The organism is Brevundimonas sp. (assembly GCF_046299535.1).
Classification (GTDB): domain Bacteria; phylum Pseudomonadota; class Alphaproteobacteria; order Caulobacterales; family Caulobacteraceae; genus Brevundimonas.
In genome coordinates, this window is record NZ_JBKBIB010000014.1 from 1 (window position 1) to 23362 (window position 23362).

20 protein-coding genes are annotated in these 23362 nt (G+C 67.7%); 16 read left to right on the forward strand and 4 right to left on the reverse strand.

What is annotated here, in order from left to right; translation table 11 throughout:
• The coding region (locus ACK4FB_RS12025) for a calcium-binding protein (protein WP_409752458.1) at positions 1-962 on the forward strand (962 nt) is incomplete at its 5' end.
• 24 nt (positions 963-986) lie between these two features.
• Here the strand turns inward: ACK4FB_RS12025 and ACK4FB_RS12030 are convergent.
• The gene (locus tag ACK4FB_RS12030; protein WP_409752461.1) at positions 987-1400 is read right to left on the reverse strand and encodes an AprI/Inh family metalloprotease inhibitor; all 414 of its coding nucleotides are present in this window, start codon (positions 1398-1400) and stop codon (positions 987-989) included.
• 87 nt (positions 1401-1487) lie between these two features.
• Here ACK4FB_RS12030 and ACK4FB_RS12035 point away from each other — a divergent pair, with 87 nt between their 5' ends.
• Both ACK4FB_RS12035 and ACK4FB_RS12040 read left to right on the forward strand, forming a co-directional pair.
• The gene (locus ACK4FB_RS12035; protein WP_409752464.1) at positions 1488-3980 is read left to right on the forward strand and encodes a M10 family metallopeptidase C-terminal domain-containing protein; all 2493 of its coding nucleotides are present in this window, start codon (positions 1488-1490) and stop codon (positions 3978-3980) included.
• A 23-nt stretch (positions 3981-4003) separates the two neighbouring features.
• Complete coding sequence (locus ACK4FB_RS12040) at positions 4004-4930, forward strand: 2-hydroxyacid dehydrogenase (RefSeq protein ID WP_409752467.1); 927 nt, start codon at positions 4004-4006, stop codon at positions 4928-4930.
• A 283-nt stretch (positions 4931-5213) separates the two neighbouring features.
• Here ACK4FB_RS12040 and ACK4FB_RS12045 read toward each other — a convergent pair whose 3' ends face one another.
• Positions 5214-5690: an EF-hand domain-containing protein gene (locus tag ACK4FB_RS12045; RefSeq protein WP_409752470.1), complete on the reverse strand. Its 477-nt coding sequence runs from the start codon at positions 5688-5690 to the stop codon at positions 5214-5216.
• A gap of 135 nt (positions 5691-5825) precedes the next feature.
• Between ACK4FB_RS12045 and ACK4FB_RS12050 the strand changes: the two genes are divergently transcribed.
• From ACK4FB_RS12050 to flhA, 13 genes are all read left to right on the forward strand, one after another.
• Positions 5826-6788: an ArsR/SmtB family transcription factor gene (locus tag ACK4FB_RS12050; protein WP_409752473.1), complete on the forward strand. Its 963-nt coding sequence runs from the start codon at positions 5826-5828 to the stop codon at positions 6786-6788.
• Entirely contained in the window at positions 6785-7738 is a 954-nt protein-coding gene (gene metF, locus ACK4FB_RS12055) for a methylenetetrahydrofolate reductase [NAD(P)H] (RefSeq protein WP_409752476.1), read from the forward strand. Before ACK4FB_RS12050 ends, metF begins: the two co-directional genes overlap by 4 nt.
• Complete coding sequence (locus tag ACK4FB_RS12060) at positions 7735-8799, forward strand: homocysteine S-methyltransferase family protein (RefSeq protein ID WP_409752480.1); 1065 nt, start codon at positions 7735-7737, stop codon at positions 8797-8799. The genes metF and ACK4FB_RS12060 overlap by 4 nt, the downstream gene beginning before the upstream one ends.
• Complete coding sequence (locus ACK4FB_RS12065) at positions 8796-9488, forward strand: class I SAM-dependent methyltransferase (RefSeq protein ID WP_409752484.1); 693 nt, start codon at positions 8796-8798, stop codon at positions 9486-9488. The genes ACK4FB_RS12060 and ACK4FB_RS12065 overlap by 4 nt, the downstream gene beginning before the upstream one ends.
• A complete protein-coding gene (gene metH, locus ACK4FB_RS12070) occupies positions 9485-12154 on the forward strand; it encodes a methionine synthase (protein WP_409752487.1) in 2670 nt (889 codons plus the stop codon). Before ACK4FB_RS12065 ends, metH begins: the two co-directional genes overlap by 4 nt.
• 144 nt (positions 12155-12298) lie before the next feature.
• Positions 12299-13804, forward strand: a complete 1506-nt coding sequence (locus tag ACK4FB_RS12075) for an aldehyde dehydrogenase family protein (protein WP_409752489.1) — start codon at positions 12299-12301, stop codon at positions 13802-13804.
• 106 nt (positions 13805-13910) lie between these two features.
• Positions 13911-15548, forward strand: a complete 1638-nt coding sequence (fliF, locus tag ACK4FB_RS12080) for a flagellar basal-body MS-ring/collar protein FliF (RefSeq protein WP_409752492.1) — start codon at positions 13911-13913, stop codon at positions 15546-15548.
• Complete coding sequence (gene fliG, locus ACK4FB_RS12085; protein ID WP_409752495.1) at positions 15548-16585, forward strand: flagellar motor switch protein FliG; 1038 nt, start codon at positions 15548-15550, stop codon at positions 16583-16585. The genes fliF and fliG overlap by 1 nt, the downstream gene beginning before the upstream one ends.
• Position 16586: 1 nt before the next feature.
• Positions 16587-17237 carry a flagellar assembly protein FlbE gene (locus tag ACK4FB_RS12090; RefSeq protein ID WP_409752498.1) on the forward strand — a complete coding sequence of 217 codons (651 nt, stop codon included), beginning with the start codon at positions 16587-16589 and terminating at the stop codon, positions 17235-17237.
• Entirely contained in the window at positions 17237-17569 is a 333-nt protein-coding gene (gene fliN, locus ACK4FB_RS12095; protein ID WP_409752501.1) for a flagellar motor switch protein FliN, read from the forward strand. The genes ACK4FB_RS12090 and fliN overlap by 1 nt, the downstream gene beginning before the upstream one ends.
• 40 nt (positions 17570-17609) lie before the next feature.
• Positions 17610-19019 (forward strand): sigma-54 interaction domain-containing protein, encoded by a 1410-nt coding sequence (locus ACK4FB_RS12100; protein WP_409752504.1) that lies wholly within the window; start codon positions 17610-17612, stop codon positions 19017-19019.
• Between the two features lie 2 nt (positions 19020-19021).
• The gene (gene bla, locus ACK4FB_RS12105; protein WP_409752507.1) at positions 19022-19927 is read left to right on the forward strand and encodes a class A beta-lactamase; all 906 of its coding nucleotides are present in this window, start codon (positions 19022-19024) and stop codon (positions 19925-19927) included.
• Positions 19928-19934: 7 nt separating this feature from the next.
• On the forward strand, positions 19935-22016 hold the full coding sequence (flhA, locus tag ACK4FB_RS12110) for a flagellar biosynthesis protein FlhA (protein ID WP_409752702.1): 2082 nt from the start codon (positions 19935-19937) through the stop codon (positions 22014-22016).
• A gap of 66 nt (positions 22017-22082) precedes the next feature.
• On the opposite strand, the gene ACK4FB_RS12115 is transcribed toward flhA, so the two are convergent.
• Together ACK4FB_RS12115 and ACK4FB_RS12120 are read right to left on the reverse strand one after the other, a co-directional pair.
• The gene (locus tag ACK4FB_RS12115; protein WP_409752510.1) at positions 22083-22448 is read right to left on the reverse strand and encodes a hypothetical protein; all 366 of its coding nucleotides are present in this window, start codon (positions 22446-22448) and stop codon (positions 22083-22085) included.
• Positions 22449-22524: 76 nt separating this feature from the next.
• Entirely contained in the window at positions 22525-23085 is a 561-nt protein-coding gene (locus tag ACK4FB_RS12120; protein WP_409752513.1) for an SMI1/KNR4 family protein, read from the reverse strand.
• Positions 23086-23362 lie beyond the last annotated feature (277 nt).

The window sequence follows — 23362 nt, forward strand, 5'->3', positions numbered from 1 at the left end:
ACGCTCGCACCACCCATGTGGAGAATCTGAGGGCGCAGGGCGGCGCGGCGCTCAATCTCGTGGGCAATGACCTGGACAACGACATCATCGGCAACAACGCGGCCAACATCATCAAGGGCGGTGCCGGCGCCGATCGCATGGAAGGGCTGGGCGGTGACGACACCTACTATGTGGACAGCCGGGGCGACGTGGTGATCGAGGTCGCCGGCGGCGGTATCGACACAGTGTTCACGACCGTCAGCTTCGACGCTCGCACCACCCATGTGGAGAATCTGAGGGCGCAGGGCGGCGCGGCGCTCAATCTCGTGGGCAATGACCTGGACAACGACATCATCGGCAACAACGCGGCCAACATCATCAAGGGCGGCGCCGGCGCTGATCGCATGGAAGGCCTGGGCGGCGACGACACCTACTATGTGGACAACCTCAGAGACGTGGTGATCGAGGTCGCGGGCGGGGGCGTTGACACGGTGATCAGCACCGTCGGCTTCGACGCCCGCAAGACCCATGTGGAGAACATCACCCTGACCGGCGGCGTCAAAGGCAACGCCTTGGGCAACGAACTGAAGAACGTGATCGTCGGCAACAACGCGGACAACATCATCTTCGGCGGTGGCGGCGCCGACATCCTGACCGGCGGGGGCGGAGCGGACATCTTCCGGTATACGGCCGTGTCGGACTCGAGCTATTCGAACTATGACCGGATCACGGATCTGGGCGATGACGACTTCATCGACCTGAGGGGCGTGGACGCCGACATCCATACCGCCGGCAACCAGTCATTCACCCGGGTGGACGCCTTCACCGGACAGGCCGGTCAACTGACCCTGACCTGGCTGCCGTCGGCGGGCTTCACCGTGGTGACCATGGACGTAGATGGGGACGGCGTCGCCGACATGCGAATCGTGCTGAACGGCAACCACTCGGAATTCGACAATTTCCTTGGCGTCGGCGCAAGCTGATCGGCCGGGCCGCCGGCCGTTGGATCAGTCGCGCATCAGCCGCAGCGTCTGGCCAGACGGCAGAGCGGTTTCATAGAGGTCCCTGCCAACGCGGGACAGGAACAGGCGCGTCCGGCCCTGGTCGTCGGTCAGATCCATGCCGTCGGACGCGGGCCGCCAGGCCCGGATGGATTCCAGCGCCGGGTTCCCCGCGCAGGGCTGCTCCAGACTCAGGGCCCAGGCGTCGGCGGCCGGGCGAGGCATGGCGACCGGCCGGGCCGACAGGCTGACGACACAGCCGCCATTGCTCCACGCCAGGCGCCAATCGCCCGCCAGAGTCTCGGCCAGGGGCAGGATGGGTGTGGACATGGTCACGGGTGACATCTCCAGGAAATGACTCGACATCAGGGCGCCCGCCATGACGCCGGAAAGAATCGAGCCCGCATTGATGAAACCCATCACAACCTCTTGTCGGCCATTAAAGAGGGTTGCCGCAGACGACCTCGTCTCTAAGGTCGCACATAGGGTCAAGGGAAGGAATGCGCCATGTGCGGCATCTGCGGTCTGGGTTACTTCGTACGCCATGAGCAGGACTGGCCGACGATCGATGAGCCGCTCAGCATCAATGCCGAGGACCGCGGCGGCTCGTTCGGCGGCAAGCCTTCCTATACGATCGAAGGCGCCGCAGGGACCATAGCCCGCGCCGGCCTGATCTGGGGAAGCGGACCCGGCGCCGTGGTGACTTTCGCGTTCCGTGACACGGCACCTTCGTCCATGCCCAGCGACACGTCCGGTTTTTCGCGGTTCAACAACAGCCAGATCGAGCAGACCCTGCTGGCCCTCCAGAGCTGGTCGGATGTAGCGAACATCGTCTTCCAGCGTGTCGGCGCGGGCTATTCAGACAATGCGACGATCCTGTTTGGAAACTATTCCTCGGGCGTCGACGGCGCAGCGGCGTTCGCTTCGCTCCCGGGGAATGCGGCCGTCGGCTCTGCGAGTGGAGACGTCTGGATCAACAGCTCGCTCTGGTACAATTCAGCCCCGGGCTACCTGAACTATGGCCGCCTCACCCTGGCCCACGAAATCGGCCATGCGATCGGCCTGCTGCATCCCGGCGACTACAACGCCAGCGCTGAGAACAGCCCCACCTATGCGGATGCGGACTATCGGGAGGATACGCGCCAGTTCAGCATCATGAGCTACTGGAACGAAGGCATCACCGGCGCCTCCTTTCAGGGCTCGCATCCCGCAGCGCCGCTGCTGGACGACATCGCGGCGATCCAGTTGATCTACGGCGCCAACATGAGCGCCCGCGCCGGCAATACGGTCTATGGATTCAACTCCAACACGGGGCGGGACTTCTATACGGCCACGGACGCCGGTTCGCCGCTGATATTCGCCGTCTGGGACGGCGGCGGTTACGACACGCTGAACTTCTCCGGCTACGCCCAGAACCAGCTCATCGACCTGCGGCAGGGACACTTCTCCAACGTCGGCGGACTGGTCGGCAATGTGGCCATCGCCCAGGGCGTCGTCATCGAGCGCGCCATCGGCGGTTCCGGCAATGACATCATGTACGCGGCCTCGACCCCCATCGCCATTGCCGTGGCGGACCTGGTCAAGGCTCAGGGGCAGGTGATCGCCAGCCGGGGGACGGCGTTGTCGCTCGATGGCGCTTTCGGCCTGCAGTTCGACGCCGAGATCATCTCCTCGACCACGATTCCGCACGCGACGGTCCAGGCCACCGGCAGCGGGACCCATGAGTGGTACCGCTTTACGGCGGGGGCCGGGGAAACCGTGACCATCGACATTGACGGGACCAGCGGGCTCGACACCGTGGTGCGCATCTATGACGCCGCCGGAAGGCCGCTGGCCCAGAACGACGACGGTCCGGTCGATGTGGGCAGCACCGTGCGGCAGGACTCCTTCCTCAGCTTCACCCTTCCTGCGGCGGGCGTCTATTACATCGTGGTGGGCGCCTACGCCGGAGCGGGGTCCGGCGGCTATGTCGACTATTCGCCGATCCCTGCCGGCCAGACCTATACGCTGAATGTCTCCCTCACCGGCGCCGCCGCGCCCGTGAGCGGTTATGAGGGCTCGCGGCTGGAAGGCGGAGCCGGCAATGACCAGCTTCACGGCGGCCTGGGCAACGACATCCTGATCGGCGGTGATGGCGATGACTGGCTTTATACGGGCGCGGGCGGCAACGATAACTGGCTGCTCGGCGGCGCAGGCGACGACGTCTACATCATCGACACTGCCGGGGCGCGCGTGACCGAGCGCGCCGGCGAAGGGTACGATCAGGTCCTTACGTCCGTCAGCTTCAGCGGCGCGGGCCAGCACATCGAGTATTTCGAGGTCACGGGAACCCGGAACGCCAATATTGTGGCCAACGACCTGGACAACGTCATCATCGGCAACAACGCGGCCAATGTCATCAAGGGCGGGGCCGGGGACGACTACATGGAAGGCCGGGGCGGAAACGACACCTATTACGTCGACAGCCGGGGCGACGTGGTGGTCGAGGTGGCGGGCGGCGGCATCGACACGGTCTACACGACGGTCAGCTTTGACGCCCGGCAGACCCACGTGGAGAACATCACCATCCTGGGCCGCTCCAACGCCAACGCTGTCGCCAACGACCTGAACAACATCATCATCGGCAACAGCGCCAACAACATCATCATCGGATATGGCGGCGGCGACGTCCTGACCGGCGGGGGGGGATCTGACACCTTCCGGTACACGGCGGTGTCGGATTCCAGCTATTCAAACTACGACCGGATCATGGATCTGGGCGCCGATGACTTCATCGACCTGAGGGCCGTGGACGCCAACGTCCATGCGGCCGGGAACCAGGCATTCAACCGTGTGGACGCCTTCACCGGTCAGGCCGGGCAACTGGTGCTGACCTGGTTGCCTTCGGCGGGCTTCACCCTGCTGGCCATGGACGTGGACGGCGACGGCGTGGCGGACATGCGCATCGTCCTGTACGGAAACCACTCGGAGTTCGACAACTTCCTCGGCGTCATCGGTTGAAGGCCTGATCCCGGAGCTCCTGCATGACCGACCGCCCGGCGATCCTGATCATGCAGCGGCATCTGGCGCCGCTGACGGCCTTTCTGGAGGGGGCCTATACGGTCTACCGGTTCTGGGAGGGGCCGCCGGTGGAGGCGCGGGACGATATCCGCGCCATGGTGGTGGCCGGCGAGTTCGAACTGGACAAGCACCTGATCGAGAGCCTGCCGCGGCTGGAACTGATCGCCTGTTTCACCTCGGGCTATGACGGCATCGACGTGAACTGGTGCCGGGAGCGCGGCCTGCCGGTCACCCATGCGCCGGGGGTCAACCACGAGGACGTGGCCGACCACGCCCTGGGCCTGATCCTCTCGGCGCGGCGGCGGATCACCGAGGGCGACCGGGCCCTGAGAGCCGGCCAGTGGACACCGGACGCCAAGACCATCACCCCGTCCCTGAACCACCTGCGCGTCGGCGTCGTGGGCCTGGGCCTGATCGGCGAGGCGGTGGCGCGCCGGTGCGAGGCCCTGAGGATGCGGGTCGCCTGGTGGGGGCCGCGCGAGAAGGACGCCGCCTGGCCCCGGGCCGCCTCCCTGACGGAGCTGGCGCGGGACAGCGACGTACTGGTGGTGGCCTGCAGGGCTGATGAAAACAACCGTGGGTTGATTTCGCGCGCCGTGATCGAGGCGCTGGGGCCGGGCGGCCTGCTGGTCAATGTGGCGCGCGGCCAACTGGTGGACGAGGACGCCCTGATTACGGCCCTGACCGCAGGCACGCTGGGCCATGCGGCGCTGGACGTGTTCGAGACCGAGCCCACGGACCCGGCGCGCTGGGCAGACGTGCCCAACACCACCCTGACTCCCCACACCGCCGGGGCCACCAACGAGGCGGTCCAGGGCATGCTGGGCCTGCTGCTGGAGAACCTGTCGGCCCACTTCGAGGGCCGGCCGCTGAAGACCCCGGTGGGGTGAGGCCGTCATCCCGGATAGCCGCTGGCGCGGCTTCCGGGATGACAAGGTGCGCCCTGGCCCGGCGGCGACTTGCACTCCCAGGCGGAAAAACAGTGCAACTGGAGTGCAAGCGGCGCGGAAAAAACAGTGTCTGAATTGTCTGAATTGTTGAATTCGCCTCCCGTCAGTTTGACGGGCCCAGTGTAAGGGCGCGACGGGGGAGGGGGCCGAAAAAGGTGGTCGCGGCGACGTGACTCCTTGTGCGGAAAGGGATTGGCGTCACGAAATGCGGGATTGGCGGGGTCTATTCGACCCCCAGGGGGTCGCCGGCCTCGAACTCCGCTTCGGTGATCACGCCGTTGCCGTCCGCGTCGAGGCGCTGATAGGCGCGCGTCACCAGATCGTTGAACTCCTGTCGGGAGACATGGCCGTCCAGATCGACGTCGGCGCGCTCCAGGGCGTGGCGCAGGCGGGCCTGCCCGACGCCGCCGATGATCTCCTCGCGGTTCAGTCGTCCGTCGCCGTCGAGGTCCAGCCGGTTGAACAGCCGCTCGGCCCGCGCCCGGTATTCGCCCAGGGTCTCGCCGTCGCGCGGCCCGATGACGATGAGGGGCTCGACCTCTGTCGGCAGTTCAGGCGGATCCTCGGCGAGCGGTTCGGCGCGGGGCGGCGCCGCGCGCACCGGGGGCGGGGCGGCGTCGGGCGGGGCGTCGGCGGGCCCAGCCGGCGGAGGCGGGGGCGGTACGGTCGCCGGGTCGGCCGCCGGGACCGGTTGAACCACGGGCCGGTCCTGACTTTCCCCGCTGTGACCGGACGCGTCACAACCGGCCAACAACGGCGCGACGAGGCCAAGAACCGCCGCAAGGCCAAGGAATTTCCCTTGCATAATCATATAAAGATATCTTTATATGACGTCATGTCGTTTACGTCCGATCAGGCTGTGGAAGCCCTGCGCGCCGCGGGAGAGCCGACCCGTCTCCGGGTCCTGACCCTGCTCGCGGGCGACGAGCTGTCGGTCATGGAGTTGTCGCGCATACTGGACCAGAGCCAGCCGCGCGTGTCACGCCATCTGAAGCTGATGGCCGACGCCGGACTTATCGAGCGATTCCCTGACGGCGCGCGCGTCTTCTATCGGTTGTCGTCGGACCTGGCCGCGCGGCGGCTGGTGGACATGGTGCTGGACCTGCTGGAGGACGGCGCTGCGGATCAGGACCATCATCGTCTGGAGGAGGTGCGCCGGGAGCGCGAGGCCGAGGCCGCCGCCTATTTCGAACAGGTGGCGCCGCGCTGGGACCAGATGCGGTCGCTGTATGTCTGCGAAAGCGCGGTGGAGGCGGCCATCGAGCGCGCCGCCGGCTCCGGCCCGTTTGATCGGGTAGTGGATCTGGGCACCGGTTCGGGGCGCATGCTGACCCTGCTGGGCAAGAAGGCCCGCATGTCCATCGGCCTGGACCTGAGCCAGAACATGCTGAACATCGCCCGGTCCAATGCGGCGAAGGCGGGGCTGGACAAGGTTGAGCTGCGCCACGGCGACATCTTCGCCACGCGCCTGCCGGGGCAGAGCGCCGATCTGGTGGTGGTGCACCAGGTGCTGCACTATCTGACCGATCCCGCCGCCGCCGTGCGGGAGGCCGCGCGTCTGGTGGCGCCGGGCGGCCGCCTGCTGATCGTGGACTTCGCCCCCCACGGGCTGGAGCAGCTGCGCGAGGCGCACCAGCATCGCCGCCTGGGCTTCTCGGACGCCGAGATCAGCGGCTGGATGAGGGAGGCGGGGCTGGCCCCGTCCGCGCCCATCGCCCTGCCGCCGGACACCGAAGACCTGACCGTCACCATCTGGACCGCCACGCGGGCCGAAACCGCGAAAAGGAGCGTGGCATGACCGCCGCTTCAGCCAGCCTGTCCGAGGCCCGCGCCCTGCTGCTGTCGCCGTTGGGGCCGGTGGCCCGCGCCGGGCAGCGTGACGGCGCCGGACCGCGCGTGTCGTTCGAGTTCTTTCCGCCCAAGACCGATCAGGCCGAAGAGAACCTGTGGCTTGCGGTGCGGCGGCTGGAGCCGCTGAACCCCGCCTTCGTGTCAGTGACCTATGGCGCGGGCGGCTCGACCCGCGAGCGCACCCATCGCACCGTCACCCGCATCCTGTCGGAAACCACCCTGAAGCCCGCGGCGCACCTGACCTGCGTCGAGGCCTCGCGCGGGGAGATCGACGAGGTGATCGCCGAGTACAAGGCTGCGGGGGTCAACCACATCGTGGCCCTGCGCGGCGATCCGCCCGGCGGCGCCGGAATCGGCGGGGTGTATGAGCCGCGCGCCGACGGCTACGCCAACGCCACCGAACTGGCCGCCGCCATCAGCCGGGTCGGCGGGTTCGAGATAACGGTGGGCGTCTATCCGGAGAAGCACCCGGAAAGCCCCTCCATCGAGCACGACATCGAGGTGTTGAAGGCCAAGGTGGACGCCGGGGCCACGCGGGCGGTCAGCCAGTTCTTCTTCGACATCGACGCCTTCCTGCGATTCCGCGACCGGGTGCGCGCGGCGGGGGTGACCATCCCCCTGATCCCCGGCGTCATGCCGGTGACCAATTTCGGCGCCCTGAAGCGCATGTCCGGCGCCTGCGGGGCCAGCGTGCCCGACTGGCTGGGCGCTCATTTCGAGGGGCTGGACGAAGACCCCGACACCCGTCGCCTGATCGCCGCCTCGGTCGCCGCCGAGACCTGCGCGCGGCTGCAGGAGGAAGGGTTCGGCGACTTCCACTTCTACACCCTGAACCGGGCCGATCTGGTCTACGCCATCTGCCGGGTGCTGGGCGTCCGGGAAGGAGCCGCCGCATGACCCGCGCCGACCGCATCAAGGCCCTGCACGCGGCAGCGAAGGAACGCATCCTGGTGCTGGACGGCGCCTGGGGGGTGATGATCCAGCGCTGCGACCTGTCGGAAGAGGACTTCCGGGGCGAACGTTTCCGCGAGCACAGCCACCCGCAGAAGGGCAACAACGACCTTCTGATCCTGACCCGGCCGGACATCATCGCCGACCTGCACGACCAGTATTACGGGGCGGGCGCGGACATTTCGGAGACCAACACCTTCTCGTCCACCACCATCGGCCAGGCGGACTATGGGCTGGAGGACGCGGTGTGGGACCTGAATTTCGAGGGCGCGAAGATCGCTCGCGAAGTGGCCGACCGCTGGACGGAGAGGGAGCCGCACAAGCCGCGCTTCGTGGCGGGTTCGATGGGGCCGACCAACCGGACCCTGTCCATCAGTCCGGACGTGAACGATCCGGGCTTTCGCGCCGTGAGCTTCGACGAGGTCTATGAGGCCTACAAGCAGCAGGCCCGGGCCCTGCACGAGGGCGGGGTGGACCTGTTTCTGGTGGAGACCATCTTCGACACCCTGAACGCCAAGGCGGCCATCAAGGCGATCCTGGACCTGCAGGACGAGGGCTATGAGGCCCTGCCCCTGTGGATCTCGGGCACCATCACCGACCGGTCGGGACGGACCCTGTCGGGCCAGACGGCCGAGGCGTTCTGGAACAGCGTGCGCCACGCCAAGCCGTTCGCCATCGGGCTGAACTGCGCCCTTGGGGCCGACCTGATGCGGCCCCACATCGCCGACATCGCCCGAGTGGCCGACACCCTGGTGGCGGCCTTCCCCAACGCGGGCCTGCCCAACGCCATGGGCCAGTACGACGAGGAGCCGCACCAGACGGCCTGTCACCTGCACGAGTGGGCCGAGAGCGGGCTGGTCAACATCCTGGGCGGCTGCTGCGGCACCACGCCGGACCACATCAAGCATGTGGCCGAGGCGGTGGCGGGGGTGAAGCCGCGCGCGATCCCGGAGCGGCCGACGGCCATGAGGCTGTCGGGGCTGGAGCCGTTCGAGATCGCGTCATGAGCAAGCCTGCGTTCAATTTCGACGATCCCGAATTCGTCGCCCGCTATGTGGAGAAGGGGCCGCCGGCCTTCACGCCTGGCCATGCGGGTTTGCTGCAGATGGTCGGCGTGCTGCTGGCCGAGCGGGCGCCGGCGGACGGCCATATCCTGGTGGTGGGCGCCGGCGGCGGGCTGGACACGCGGGCGATGGCCCGGTTGGCGCCGGGCTGGCGATTCACCGGTGTCGATCCGGCGGGCAAGATGCTGGACCTGGCCCGGGTGGTGCTGGGGGACGAGATCAATCCGCGGGTGGAGTTGATCGAGGGCGGGGTCGAGGCGGCGCCCGAGGGGCCGTTCGACGGGGCGACCCTGATTCTGGTTCTGGGGCTGATCCCCGATGACGGGTCGAAGCTGAGGACGCTTCAGGACATCCGGCGGCGGCTGAAGCCCGGCGCGGCCTTCGTGCTGGTGGACCGCTGCGACGATGCGGACAGCCCCGATTTCGACCGCAACATCGACCGCTACATCGCCTATGCGACGGCCAGCGGCGTCGATCCCGAGACCCTGAAGAACGCCCGCGCCAGCCACCGGGCGAACACGTCCATGGCGACGGCCGCGCGCGATGAGGCGCTGCTGAACGAGGCCGGGTTCACCGGCGTCCACACCTTCTATTTCGCCATGAACTGGCAGGGCTGGGTGGCCTACGCATGAGACCGATCTTCATCAACGTCGGCGAGCGGACCAACGTCACCGGCTCGGCCAAATTCCGCAAGCTGGTGGTGGAGGGCGACTATACGGCGGCGCTGGACGTGGCGCGTCAGCAGGTGGAGGCGGGCGCCCAGGTCATCGATGTGAACATGGACGAGGGGCTGCTGGACGGCGTCGTCGCCATGCGCACGTTCCTGAACCTGATCGCGGCCGAGCCCGACATCAGCCGGGTGCCCATCATGATCGACTCCTCCAAGTGGGAGGTGATCGAGGCGGGGCTGAAGTGCGTGCAGGGCAAGCCCATCGTCAACTCCATCTCGCTGAAGGAAGGCGAGGCGGCGTTCCGCGAGCATGCGGTGAAATGTCTGCGCTATGGGGCGGCGGTGGTGGTCATGGCCTTCGACGAGGCCGGCCAGGCGGACACGAAGGACCGCAAGATCGAGATCTGCACCCGGGCCTATCGCCTGCTGGTGGACGACATCGGCTTTCCGCCCGAGGACATCATCTTCGACCCCAACATCTTCGCCGTGGCGACGGGGATCGAGGACCACGACAACTACGCCGTGGACTTCATCGAGGCGGTGCGGGTGATCAAACAGACCCTGCCGCACGCCAGGGTGTCGGGCGGGGTGTCCAATGTCTCGTTCAGCTTCCGCGGCAACGAGCCGGTGCGCCGGGCGATCCACAGCGTCTTCCTGTACCACGCCATCAATGCGGGCATGGACATGGGCATCGTCAATGCGGGCGACCTGCCGGTCTATGACGACATCGACCCCAAGCTGAGGGAGGCGGTCGAGGACGTGATCCTGAACCGGCCCCAGCGGACCAATGTGTCCAACACCGAGCGGCTGGTGGACATGGCGCCGGAGTACAAGGGCGAGAAGGGCGCGGCGCGGGTCGTGGACCTGACATGGCGCGAGCAGCCGGTGGCCAAGCGCATCGAGCATGCGCTGGTCAACGGCATCACCGAGTTCATCGAGGCCGATACGGAAGAGGCGCGGCAGGGGGTCGAACGGCCGCTGCACGTCATCGAAGGCCCGCTCATGGACGGCATGAACGTGGTCGGAGACCTGTTCGGTTCGGGCAAGATGTTCCTGCCGCAGGTGGTGAAGTCGGCCCGGGTGATGAAACAGGCCGTGGCCTATCTGGAGCCCTATCTGGAGGCCGAGAAGGCCGGCAAGCCGCGCGAGCAGGCGGGCCGGATCCTGATGGCGACGGTCAAGGGCGACGTGCACGACATCGGCAAGAACATCGTCGGCGTCGTGCTCCAGTGCAACAATTACGAGGTGGTGGACCTGGGCGTCATGGTCCCGGCCGACCGCATTCTGGACGAGGCCAAGGCCCACAACTGCGACATCATCGGCCTGTCGGGCCTGATCACGCCGAGCCTGGACGAGATGGTGTTCGTGGCCTCGGAGATGGAGCGGCGCGGCTTCGACATTCCGCTGCTGATCGGCGGGGCGACCACGTCCAAGACCCACACGGCGGTGAAGGTGGAGCCGGCCTACAAGCGGGGCTCGACCACCTATGTCACCGACGCCAGCCGGGCGGTGGGGGTGGTCTCGGGCCTGCTGTCGGCCACCGAGAAGGACCGCATCCAGCAGGCGACGCGGGACGAGTATGTGCGGGTGCGCGAGCAGTATGCGCGTGGCCAGACCCAGAAGGCCCGCACGCCGATCGAGAAGGCGCGCCAGAACCGCTTCGCCATCGACTGGGCGGCGCACAGGCCGGCGAAGCCGTCGTTCACCGGAGTGAAGGCGTTCGACGCCTGGGACCTGGCGGACCTGGCGGGGCACATCGACTGGTCGCCCTTCTTCGCCAGCTGGGAGCTGGTGGGCCGGTTCCCGGACATTCTGGACGACGAGATCGTGGGTGAGGCGGCGCGGGACCTGTACAAGGACGCGCGGGCCATGCTGGACCGCATCGTGGCCGAGAAATGGTACACGGCGCGCGGCGTGGTGGGCTTCTGGCCCGCCAATGCGGACGGGGACGACATCATCGTCTGGGGCGACGATCGGCGCACCACCGAGCTGGCCCGGCTGCACACCCTGCGCCAGCAGATGGCCAAGACCCCCGGCAAGCCCAATACGGCCCTGTCGGACTTCATCGCGCCGGTGGGCACGGACGACTGGATCGGCGGCTTCGCGGTCACCGCCGGGCATGGGGAGCTGGAGAAGGCGGGTGAATTCAAGGCCAAGGGCGACGACTATTCGGCCATCATGGCCACGGCCCTGGCCGACCGTCTGGCCGAAGCCTTCGCCGAGCGCATGCACAAGGCCGTGCGCACCGAGCTGTGGGGCTATGCCGCCGACGAGGCGCTGAGCGTCGCGGACCTGATTGCCGAGCGCTATCAGGGCATCCGCCCAGCGCCGGGCTATCCGGCCCAGCCCGAGCACACGGAGAAGCAGACCCTGTTCGACCTGCTGGACGCGCCGGGCCATGCGGGCATGGAACTGACCGAGAGCTTCGCCATGAACCCGCCCGCCTCGGTCTCGGGGCTGTATTTCAGCCACCCGGACAGCTTCTATTTCGGCGTCGGCAAGATCGACCGGGACCAGGTCGAGGACTATGCGCGCCGCAAGGGCTGGAACCTGTCGACGGCCGAACGCTGGCTGGCCCCGATCCTGAACTATGACCCGGATCAGGCGCCGCGGGAGGATGCGGCCTGATTTCCGCCCGTCATTCCCGGGCTTGTCCCGGGAATCCATACGCGCGGAAGGACCCGGTTTCTCTCGGCTCCGTGGGAGTCTATGGACCCTCGGGACAAGCCCGAGGGTGACGGATGATTTGCCTTGGCTGATAGGAGAGACCCCATGACGGCTGCGGATCAGGCGAAGGCGATACTGGAGCGGCTGGGCGTGGGCGATGTGTTCGGCGCGGCGGGGGTGGAGGCGCGCTCGCCCATCGACGGGTCCGGCGCCGGGCGCGTGGGGGAGGCGTCGGGCGACGACATCGAGCGGGCGGTGGTGAAGGCGCAGGGGGCGTTCGAGGCCTGGCGCCGGGTTCCGGCTCCGCGGCGGGGCGAGCTGGTGCGGCTGCTGGGCGAGGAACTGAGGGCGTCGAAAGACGATCTGGCCATGCTGGTGACGCTGGAGGCGGGCAAGATCGTCTCCGAGGGCGCCGGCGAGGTGCAGGAGATGATCGACGTCTGCGACTTCGCCGTGGGGCTGTCGCGGCAACTGTACGGCCTGACCATGCCGTCGGAGCGGCCCGGCCACCACATGCGCGAGACGTGGCAGCCGCTGGGGCCTGTGGCGGTCATTTCAGCCTTCAACTTTCCCGTGGCGGTGTGGTCGTGGAACGCGGCGCTGGCGCTGGTCTGCGGCGATCCGGTGATCTGGAAGCCGTCGGAGAAGACGCCCCTGACCGCCATCGCGGTGCAGGCGGTGTTCGACCGCGCCGCCGCTCGGTTCGGCGACGATGCGCCCGAGGGCCTGTCGCAGGTGCTGATCGGCGGGCGCGGGGTCGGTGAGGCGCTGGCGGCTGACCCGCGCATCCCCCTGGTTTCGGCCACCGGCTCGACCCGCATGGGCAAGGCGGTGGCGACCACCGTGGCCGGGCGGCTGGGCCGCAGCCTGCTGGAGCTGGGCGGCAACAACGCCATGATCGTCAGCGACAGCGCCGATCTGGATCTGGCGGTGCGGGCCATCGCCTTTTCCGCCGTGGGCACGGCGGGCCAGCGCTGCACCTCCCTGCGCCGCCTGATCGTGCATGAGGCGGTGGCGGATCAACTGTTGAACCGGCTGGTCACGGCCTACGGCAGCCTGTCCATCGGCGATCCGCGTCAGGACGGGACGCTGGTGGGGCCGCTGATCGATGGGGATGCGGGGCGGGGCTTCGATGCGGCCATCGAACAGGCGCGGACCGAGGGCGGCGAGGTGCTGACGGGGGGGGTGCATGCGGACTGGGCGGGCGGGGTCTATGTGAAGCCCGCCATCATCCGCATGCCGGCCCAGTCGGCCGTGGTCATGCGCGAGACCTTCGCGCCGATCCTGTACGTCCTGACCTATGCTGATTTCGACGAGGCGGTGACCCTCCAGAATGCGGCGCCGCAGGGGCTGTCGTCCTGCGTCTTCACGGAGCGCATGCGCGAGGCGGAGGGCTTCCTGTCGGCCTGGGGCTCGGACTGCGGCATCGCCAACGTCAATATCGGCCCCTCGGGCGCCGAGATCGGCGGGGCCTTCGGCGGCGAAAAGGAAACCGGCGGCGGGCGCGAGAGCGGCTCCGACTCCTGGAAGGCCTACATGCGCCGCCAGACCCAGACCCTGAACTTCTCCGGCGCCCTGCCGCTGGCCCAGGGCGTGCGGTTCGACATCTGACTCTTCAAAGGTTTTCCGCGCATCTTAAGACCGCGTTTACCAAGAACGCGGCACTTTCTGCCTAGCGGGAGCGTTCCATGTACCCCGCGTGTTCGGGGCGGTGCGCGTGGGCGGATTCACGGCGGCTTTGCAGAGATTCGGTATCGGCCGTCTGGCCGCGGTGCTGGGCGTCGCGGCCGGCGTCGCGGCTGTGCTGGTGGCCCTGATGCTGCGCGTCGGGCAGGAGCCGGACGCGCTGCTGTACTCCAACCTGGACCTGCGCGAGGCGGCCGAAATCACCGGCGCGCTGAGCCAGCAAGGCATCCGGTACAGGACCCGCGGCGACGGCTCGACCATCATGGTGCACCGCGACGACGTGGGCACCGCACGCCTGATGCTGGCGTCGTCCGGCATGGTGACCTCGGGCAGTGTCGGCTACGAGATCTTCGACACCCAGTCGGTGCTGGGCCAGACAGAGTTCCAGCAGAACCTGAATGAGAAGCGCGCCCTGGAAGGCGAGCTGGCGCGCACCATCCAGTCCATGCGCGGCGTCAACACCGCCCGTGTTCACATCACAATGCCGCGCCGGGAGATGTTCCAGCGTCAGGCCGGTGATCCCACCGCCGCTGTGGTCGTGGGCGTGGGCGGGCGCGACCTGACGGGCGACCAGATCCGCGCGATCAGGAACGTCATCGCCTCATCGGTGCCGAACATGCGCCCGGACCGGGTCACCGTGGTGGATGAAGGCAATCGCACCCTGGCTGCGGGTGCCGAGGATGAAGGCTTCACCGCCGGGCTGGCTGACGGTCGCAAGTCCGAGATGGAAGCGGCCATGACCGCCCGTATCCGGGATCTGGTGGAGGGCGTGGTCGGCGTCGGCAACGCCAGGGTCCAGGTCTCGGCCGAGATCGACACCAGCCGCCAGACCACCCAGGAGCAGCGCTTCGATCCGGAGGGCCAGGTGGTGCGCTCCACGTCCACCTCGGCCTCCAACAGCCAGGACAATCAGGCCCAGCCCGACGGCGCGGTGGGCGCCCAGGCCAACATCCCCGGCGGCGAAGACCCCGCCATGATCGCGGTGGGCTCCACCACGGGCGATCAGTCCGAAATCACCAACTACGAAATCTCCAACACCACCACCACCACGGTCCGCGAGCCGGGCCAGCTCCAGCGCGTGTCCGTGGCCGTGGCTGTGGACGGGGTTCTGACGCCGGCTGCGGGCGCGGACGCAGAGCCGGTCTATGCGCCCCGCTCCGAAGAGGACATGCAGCGCATCGAGGCCCTGGTCCGCTCGGCCATGGGGTACAGCGCTGACCGGGGCGACCAGGTCAGCGTCATCAATGTCCGCTTCAGCCGGGACGCGCCGGACATCGGCGGGACCGACGCCGGCGCTCCGCTTCTGAACTTCACCAAGAACGACATCATGCGCGGGGTCGAGCTGTTGATCCTGCTGGTCACCGGCCTGCTGCTGATCTTCTTCGTCCTGCGCCCGCTGCTGAAGACCGCGCGCGGCGAGGGCGGCGGCGGAGTCACGGCCTTGCAGACAATGCCGGTCGGAAACGGCCCGGCCATGGCCGGGGCCCTGCCCTCCGGGGGCTCCATGGAAGCCTTGCCGGCGCCGATGTCCGACATGGAGAGCCGCATCGACATCGCCCGCATCGAAGGCCAGGTGAAGGCGTCCTCGGTCAAGAAGGTGGCCGAGTTCGTCTCCAAGCATCCTGAGGAGTCCGTCAGCATCCTCCGCACCTGGGTGCAGGAGGGCTGATGGCCGCGCGGCTCGCCACGAAGAAGCCGGGTGTCGACGACGCCCGCCGGCTGACCGGCCCGGAAAAGGCGGCCGTGATCCTGCTCGCCCTGGGCGAGGAGCATACAGCCCTGTGGCAGGCGCTGGACGAGGAGGAGATCAAGGAAATCTCCCAGGCCATGGCCTCCCTGGGCACGATTCAGTCCAGCGTGGTCGAGGAACTGCTGGTTGATTTCGTCTCAGGGATGTCCGGATCCGGCGCCCTGATGGGCAGCTACGACCAGACCCAGCGGTTGCTGGCGGCCTTCATGCCCGCCGACCGGGTCGAGGCCCTGATGGAGGAAATCCGCGGCCCGGCCGGCCGCACCATGTGGGACAAGCTGGGCAACGTGAACGAGGCGGTTCTGGCGAACTACCTCAAGAACGAATACCCCCAGACGGTCGCCGTGGTGCTGTCCAAGGTGAAGTCGGACCACGCCAGCCGCGTCCTGACCGCCTTGCCCGAGGATTTCGCCCTGGAATGCGTCCAGCGCATGCTGCGCATGGAGCCGGTGCAGCGCGAAATCCTCGACAAGATCGAGCAGACCCTGCGCACCGAGTTCATGTCCAATCTGGCCCGCACCTCCAAGCGGGACAGCCACGAGGCCATGGCCGAGATCTTCAACAGTTTCGACCGCCAGACCGAGGCCCGGTTCCTGGGCGCGCTGGAGGAACGCAACCGCGAGTCCGCAGAGCGCATCCGCGCCCTGATGTTCGTGTTCGAGGATCTGGGCAAGCTGGACCCCGGCGGCATCCAGACCCTGCTGCGCGCGGTGGAGAAGGACCAGCTGGCCCTGGCGCTCAAGGGCGCGTCCGACACCCTGCGCGAACTGTTCTTCTCGAACATGTCCGAGCGGGCATCCAAGATCATGCGCGAGGACATGGAGGCCATGGGGCCGGTGCGTCTGAAGGACGTGGACGCGGCCCAGATGACCATGGTGCAGGCGGCCAAGGACCTGGCGGCCAAGGGCGAGATCATGCTGGTCGGCCAGAGCGGCGACGACGAGTTGATCTACTGACATGACCCAGCCCAGGCCCTTCGTCTTTGACACCGAGTTCGACGCCGCCGGCGGCGTGGTCGCCTCGCGGCCGACCCAGACCGTCAAGCGGGTCTATCTGGCCGCCGAGGTGGAGGCCCTTGTGGCCCAGGCCCGGGCCGAGGCGCGCCAGCAGTCCATGAGCGAGCTGGAGGGCGTCCAGGCCATGGCCCTGGCCGAAATCGGTCAGGCCTTGGGGCGGGCGTTGCCCGGTCTGGCCCGGGTGGCCCACGAACATCGCGCGGCCTCCGCCGAACTGGCCCTGGCCGCCGCCCGCATCATCGCCGGATCGGCCCTGGCGCAGACGCCGCAGGGGCCGCTGCATGAGGCGCTGGAGGCGCTGGGACACGAGATCGACGCCACGCCCCGACTGGTGGTCCGCACGGGAGGGCTGTCCGACGATGCGCGCCTGCGTATCGAGGCGGTCTGCGCCGAGGCGGGTTTCACCGGCCAGGTGTCCTTCCGCGAGGACCCCGGCATGGACGCGGCGGCGTTCGCCCTGGAGTGGGCCGACGGCCGGGCCGAATACAGCCCCGAAGACTCCGCCCGCCGCGTGGGCGAGGCTCTGACCGCCGCCCTCGCGGCGGAAGGCGGACATGCGGAAACCCTGATCATTCCTGAAGGAGACGGCTGATGCCATCCGACGATCTGGCCCTTGAGGAATTCGGCGACAGCACGGCGCTGGCGACGTCCGACGACCCCGGCGACAAGACCGCGTCCGACCTGGCCCCGGTGTTCGACGTGCCGGTCAACATCTCTGCGGTGCTGGGCAAGGCGCACATGTCGGTGGCGCAATTGCTGAAGCTGAATCGCGGCTCGGTGCTGGAGCTGGACCGCAAGGTCGGCGAGGCCATCGACATCTTCGTCAACAACCGGCTGGTCGCGCGGGGGGAGGTCGTCGTCGTCGAGGACCATCTGGGCGTGACCATGACGGAAATCATCAAGACCGAGGACTCCGGCGCCTGACGGGCGACGGGATCGGGACAGGCTTTAGAGGAGAAGACCCATGCGGCTTCTGGTAGTGGGACGGCTCAGCGGACAGCTGGCGGCGGCGGTGAAGATGGCCATGGCGCACGGCGCCAAGGTCGGTCACGTCGAGCGTTGTGATCAGGCCACCGACACCCTGCGACGAGGGCAGGGCGCCGACCTGCTGATGGTGGATTACCACCTGGACATCGCCGCCCTGATCGCGGCCAACGAGGCCGAGCGCATCCATGTGCCGGTGGTGGCCTGCGGGGTCGACGCCGACGCCGACCTGGCCGCCAGCGCCATCCGGGCCGGGGCCAAGGAGTTCATCCCCCTGCCGCCCGAGGCGGACCTGATCGCCGCCGTGCTGGCCGCCGTGGCCGACGACGACCGGCCCATGATCAGCGCTGACCCGAACATGACGGCGGTGATCAAGCTGGCCGACCAGGTGGCGAAGTCCGAGGCCTCCATCCTGATCACCGGCGAAAGCGGCGTCGGCAAGGAGGTGATGGCCCGTCACCTGCACAGCCAGTCGCGCCGCGCCGACAAGCCGTTCATCTCGGTCAACTGCGCCGCCATCCCGGACAACCTGCTGGAGTCCGAACTGTTTGGGCACGAGAAGGGCGCCTTCACCGGAGCGGTGGCCCGGCGCATCGGCAAGTTCGAGGAGGCCGACGGCGGCACCCTTCTGCTGGACGAAATCAGCGAGATGGACGCCCGGCTGCAGGCCAAGCTGCTGCGCGCCATCCAGGAGCGGGTCATCGACCGGGTGGGCGGGGCCAAGCCCGTGTCGGTCAATATCCGCATCATCGCCACCTCCAACCGCGACCTGGCCCGGGCGGTCAGCGAGGGCACGTTCCGCGAGGACCTGCTGTACCGCCTGAACGTGGTAAACCTGCGCCTGCCGTCCCTGCGCGAGCGCCCGGGCGACGTGGCGGTGCTGGCGGATCACTTCGTCAAGAAATACGCCGTGGCCAACGGGGTGCCGGTCCGGCCCCTGTCCGAGGCCGCGCGCCGGGCGCTGCTGAGCCACCGCTGGCCGGGCAACGTGCGGGAGCTGGAGAACGCCATGCACCGGGCGGTGCTGCTGGCGACAGGCCCGGAGATCGGGGAGGACGCCCTGCGCATGCCCGACGGCCAGCCGCTGGGCGCCGGCGGCATGGGCGCGGCGCCGCGGGACGAGGGGGTCGCGGGCCACGCGGCCCAGGCCGCCGACGCGGTCACCCGCGCCTATGTGGGCCAGACGGTGGCCGAGATGGAGAAGACCCTGATCCTGGACACCCTGAACCACTGTCTGGGCAACCGCACCCATGCGGCCAACATCCTGGGCATCTCGATCCGCACCCTGCGCAACAAGCTGAACGAATACGCCGACGCGGGTGAAGCCATCCCCGCGCCCCAAAGCGGCGTTTCGGCCGGCGTCGCCAGCTCCGCCTACAACGCCGCCTGACCATGACCGCGCAAACGGACCGCAGAAGCGTCCTGATCGGCCTTGGCGCACTTGGTGTGGGTGTAAGCGGATGCGACGTTCCCGCAGCGTCGACCACCGAGGTGCAAGTCACGTCGTTCGATCTTGATCTGGACTGCTCGGATCTGGAGGCTCGGCAGGGCGGGCGTCTGGGCATTTGCGCCTTCACTGATCGCGGCCGCGTGAAATGGCGCGCCACGGAACGCTTCACCTATTGCTCGACCTTCAAGCTGTTCCTGGCCGCGGCGACGCTGGAGCGCGTGGCCCGGGGCGAGGAGCGGCTGGATCGGGCTGTGCCGATCGCGTCGGACGACATGGTGTCCCATGCGCCGGTGACCGGCCCGGCGGTGGGCGGCGAGCTGACCATCGAGGCGCTGTGCCAGTCGACGGTCGAGCTCAGCGACAATCCGGCGGCCAACATCCTGATCCGCGAAATGGGCGGTCTCGACTCATGGCGGAACTGGTACCGTTCCATGGGAGATTCGATCACCCGCGTGGACCGTCTGGAGCCTGAGTTGAACGCTGTCGGGGACGAACGGGACACCACCACGCCGGATCAAGCCGTGGCGAACATGGCGCGGCTGCTGGCGCCGGGTCAGACGCGCCTGACGGCTGCGCACCAGACCCTGCTGGAGCGCTGGCTGACGGAATCGCCCACCGGGCCGAACCGCATCAAGGCCGCCGCCCCCGAAGGCTGGCGCGTGGGGCACAAGACCGGGACCAGCAGCCAGGGGCCGATCAACGACATCGGCGTGATCTGGCCGCCCGAGGGCGCCCCCATCTTTGTCGCCGCCTATTACGAAGGCCCCCCGACGGACGATTTCGCGGCGGGCGAGGCCGTCATCGCCGAGGCTGTGGGCCGGGCGCTGGAGGCGTTCGGGCATGGCTGAGGCAGGCATGATGAAGGACGGCATGGCGCGGCCCTCGGGACGCGACATGTTCGGCTGGTTCATGCGCGGCGAAGTGGCGCTGGCGCTGGGCGTCGTGCTGATCATCTGCCTGCTCATCATCCCGATGAGCAGCTTCATCCTGGACCTGCTGCTGGCCATCTCCATCACCGGCTCGGTGCTGGTGCTGATGACCGCCCTGCTGATCAAGAAGCCGCTGGACTTCGCGGTCTTCCCCACGGTGCTGCTGGTGGTGACGCTGTACCGGCTGGGCCTGAACCTGGCCTCGACCCGCCTGATCCTCAGCCACGGGCACGAAGGCACCGCCAGCGCGGGGCAGGTGATCGAGTCCTTCGGCGCCCTGATGATGGGCGGCAGCTTCGTCATCGGGGTGATCATCTTCGCCATCCTGCTGGTGGTGAATTTCGTGGTCATCACCAAGGGCTCGACCCGCATCGCAGAAGTCTCGGCCCGCTTCACCCTGGACTCCATGCCGGGCAAGCAGATGGCCATTGATGCGGACCTGTCGTCGGGCCTGATCGACGAGACCACGGCCCGCTCCCGTCGCAAGGAGCTGGAGCAGGAATCCACCTTCTTCGGGGCCATGGACGGCGCCTCGAAATTCGTGCGCGGCGACGCCGTGGCGGGCCTGATCATCACCTTCATCACCGTCATCGGCGGCCTGATCATCGGCATCGTCCAGCACGGCATGTCGGCGGGCGACGCCGCGTCCAGCTATGTGCTGCTGGCCGTCGGCGACGGGCTGGTGACCCAGGTGCCGGCGCTGATCGTTTCCATCGCCGCGGGCTTCCTAGTGTCCAAGGCGGGGGTCGAGGGCTCGGCGGACAAGGCGCTGGTGGCCCAGATGGCCATGAACCCGGTGGCGCTGGGCATGGTGTCGGCTGCGGCGGGCTTCATCGGCCTGATCCCCGGCATGCCGCTGCTGCCGTTCGCGGTGCTGTCCGGCGGGGCGGGGTATCTGGCCTGGCGGCGCGGGCGAAACCGGCTGCGGCCCGAAACCGTCGAGGAGGTTTCCGAAGGTCCGGCCGAGGATGTGGAAGAGCCCATCTCCACGGCCCTGACCATCGACGAGGTCAAGATCGAGCTGGGCTATTCCCTGCTGAGCCTGATCAACGATCTGGAGGGCCGGCGCCTGACCGACCAGATCCGCGCCCTGCGCCGGTCGCTGGCCCAGGAGTACGGTTTCGTGATGCCGGCCGTGCGCATCCTGGACAACATGCGTCTGGCCACCCAGGGCTACGCCATCCGCATCAAGGAGATGGAGGCGGGGACCGGCGAGGTCCGGCTGGGCCAGCTGATGGCCATGGACCCCGCGGGGCGCCAGGTGGAGATTCCGGGCGAGCACACCCGCGAGCCGGCCTTCGGCCTGCCCGCCACCTGGATCGACGAATCCCTGCGCGAGGAGGCCACCTTCCGGGGCTACACCATCGTCGATCCGTCCACGGTCCTGACCACGCACCTCACGGAGATTCTCAAGGAGAACATGGCCGAGCTGCTGTCCTACGCCGAGGTGCAGAAGCTGCTGAAGGAGCTGGGCGAGGAAGAGAAGAAGCTGGTGGACGAACTGATCCCCGCGGTGGTCACCGTCACCACCCTGCAGCGGGTCCTGCAGACCCTGCTGCGCGAGCGGGTGTCGATCCGCGACCTGCCCGCCATTCTGGAAGGACTGGCCGAGGCGGCGCCGCACACGTCGTCGGTCACCCAGCTGGTGGAGCATGTGCGCAGCCGTCTGGCCCGTCAGCTGTGCTGGCAGCACAAGGGCGACGACGGGGCCCTGCCCATCATCACCCTGAGCCCCGAGTGGGAGCAGGCCTTCGCCGAGAGTCTGGTGGGGCAGGGCGAGGACAAGCAGCTGGCCATGGCGCCGTCACGGCTGCAGGACTTCATCCGACAGGTGCGCGACGTGTTCGAGCGCGCGGCCATGGGCGGCGAGGCGGCGGTCCTGCTGACCGGCCCCATGATCCGCCCCTATGTGCGCTCCATCATCGAACGCTTCCGCGGCCAGACCGTGGTCATGAGCCAGAACGAGGTGCATCCCAAGGCGCGGCTGAAGACGGTGGGGCAGGTTTAGGGGCGGGCTCACTCAGCGGCCCGGAAAGCGGACATCCTCAGCGACCGTCATGGGTGGAAAGCGGACCTAAGGCACGTGAACGGACCAGACCTCAAGGCGGGCGTTCTGATGGTCGGCCAGCTTGGCGTGAAGCGCGAGGTCGCTCACCGGTTCATGAACCGTGCTGAGATCGACAACGAACTCCCAATAGCCGTCCATCCAGCGATAAACTGATCGCTGCCAAACCCTGTCACTTAGCGGAGCCAGGCCATCGCCGTAGGCAGCGACCTGCCCTGCAATGAAGCCGCCCGTATCCGCATCGATGGGTGAAACCCCCTCGACAGCGAGTGTTGAGAGCTGAAAGTCCTCCGAAACCAAAGCCGACACCAAAGCCCGGAAGCGATGTCTAAGCTCGTCCGGCACAGGATGTTCGCCGTCGTCTTTCTTGAGCATCAAGCGAGACTATGTCGCTGGCCTGCGTGTCCGCAATGGGTCGGAGCCGACCTTCGCTCACGGGTGGAAAGCGGACCTAGGCAGTCTCACTCGGAGGGCTGCAATACGCCTTTAGAAGGTCCGCAAAAGACGGAGCGATCTGCTGAACCGTGCCGAAGTCGTGGTCCCAGAGATATACGGCGTCACTGACATCGCTCCTCCGGAACGAAAGCAAGTTGCCCCCGCTGTCGGACGCAAACGGCACGAGGTCGGCAGGATAGCCCGAGGGCGTCCAGCCTTGAACGCTTTCAACGATCTCGGTCGGCGTCAGGAAGTCTCCCAAGTGCGGCAGGTCCGATTGTTCATCGATGGCGTCCCACAGATCGGCTGTGGGCCTCGGAAGGCCGACGGCCAAGACCGCGCCACGGTAGGTCGCCGGAAAGGTGAAGCTCAAATCCTTCTCTGCCTGCTCCAAGTCGGCAGGTTGCACTTCGATGGGTGGGTAGTCTTCGTGAGCCCATCGCTTGTTGAAGGCATCGAGCCACGTCGCTGCACTGTTCTCCGCCGCCATAGCGACCTCGCATGCTGAGATTTGAAGCGGCGACGGTGAAGCCGCGCCTAGAAGGATGGCTGAAACGAGCGAAAGGAACGCGGGCATAGGCTGATCCTAGACGCAGAAGGAATGTCTGCAATGGGTCGGGAGCGGACCGTCGCACACTTGCCGCAATCGGCCTTTTGCACTGACGGCCAAGAAGCGGACCCGTTTAAGCTCTGCATCGGTGATGGGCGGAACCTACGTGACGAGCCGCCATGCGAAAGCGATCAAGGGGGGTACCGCAGCGAACACCAGTACCCAAACGTAATGGTATCCTTCGGAGTGGTCGGCGCCGTCCTCGCGTCGAGCGCGCTCGTCCTCCTTGATGGCCCAAGCCGGA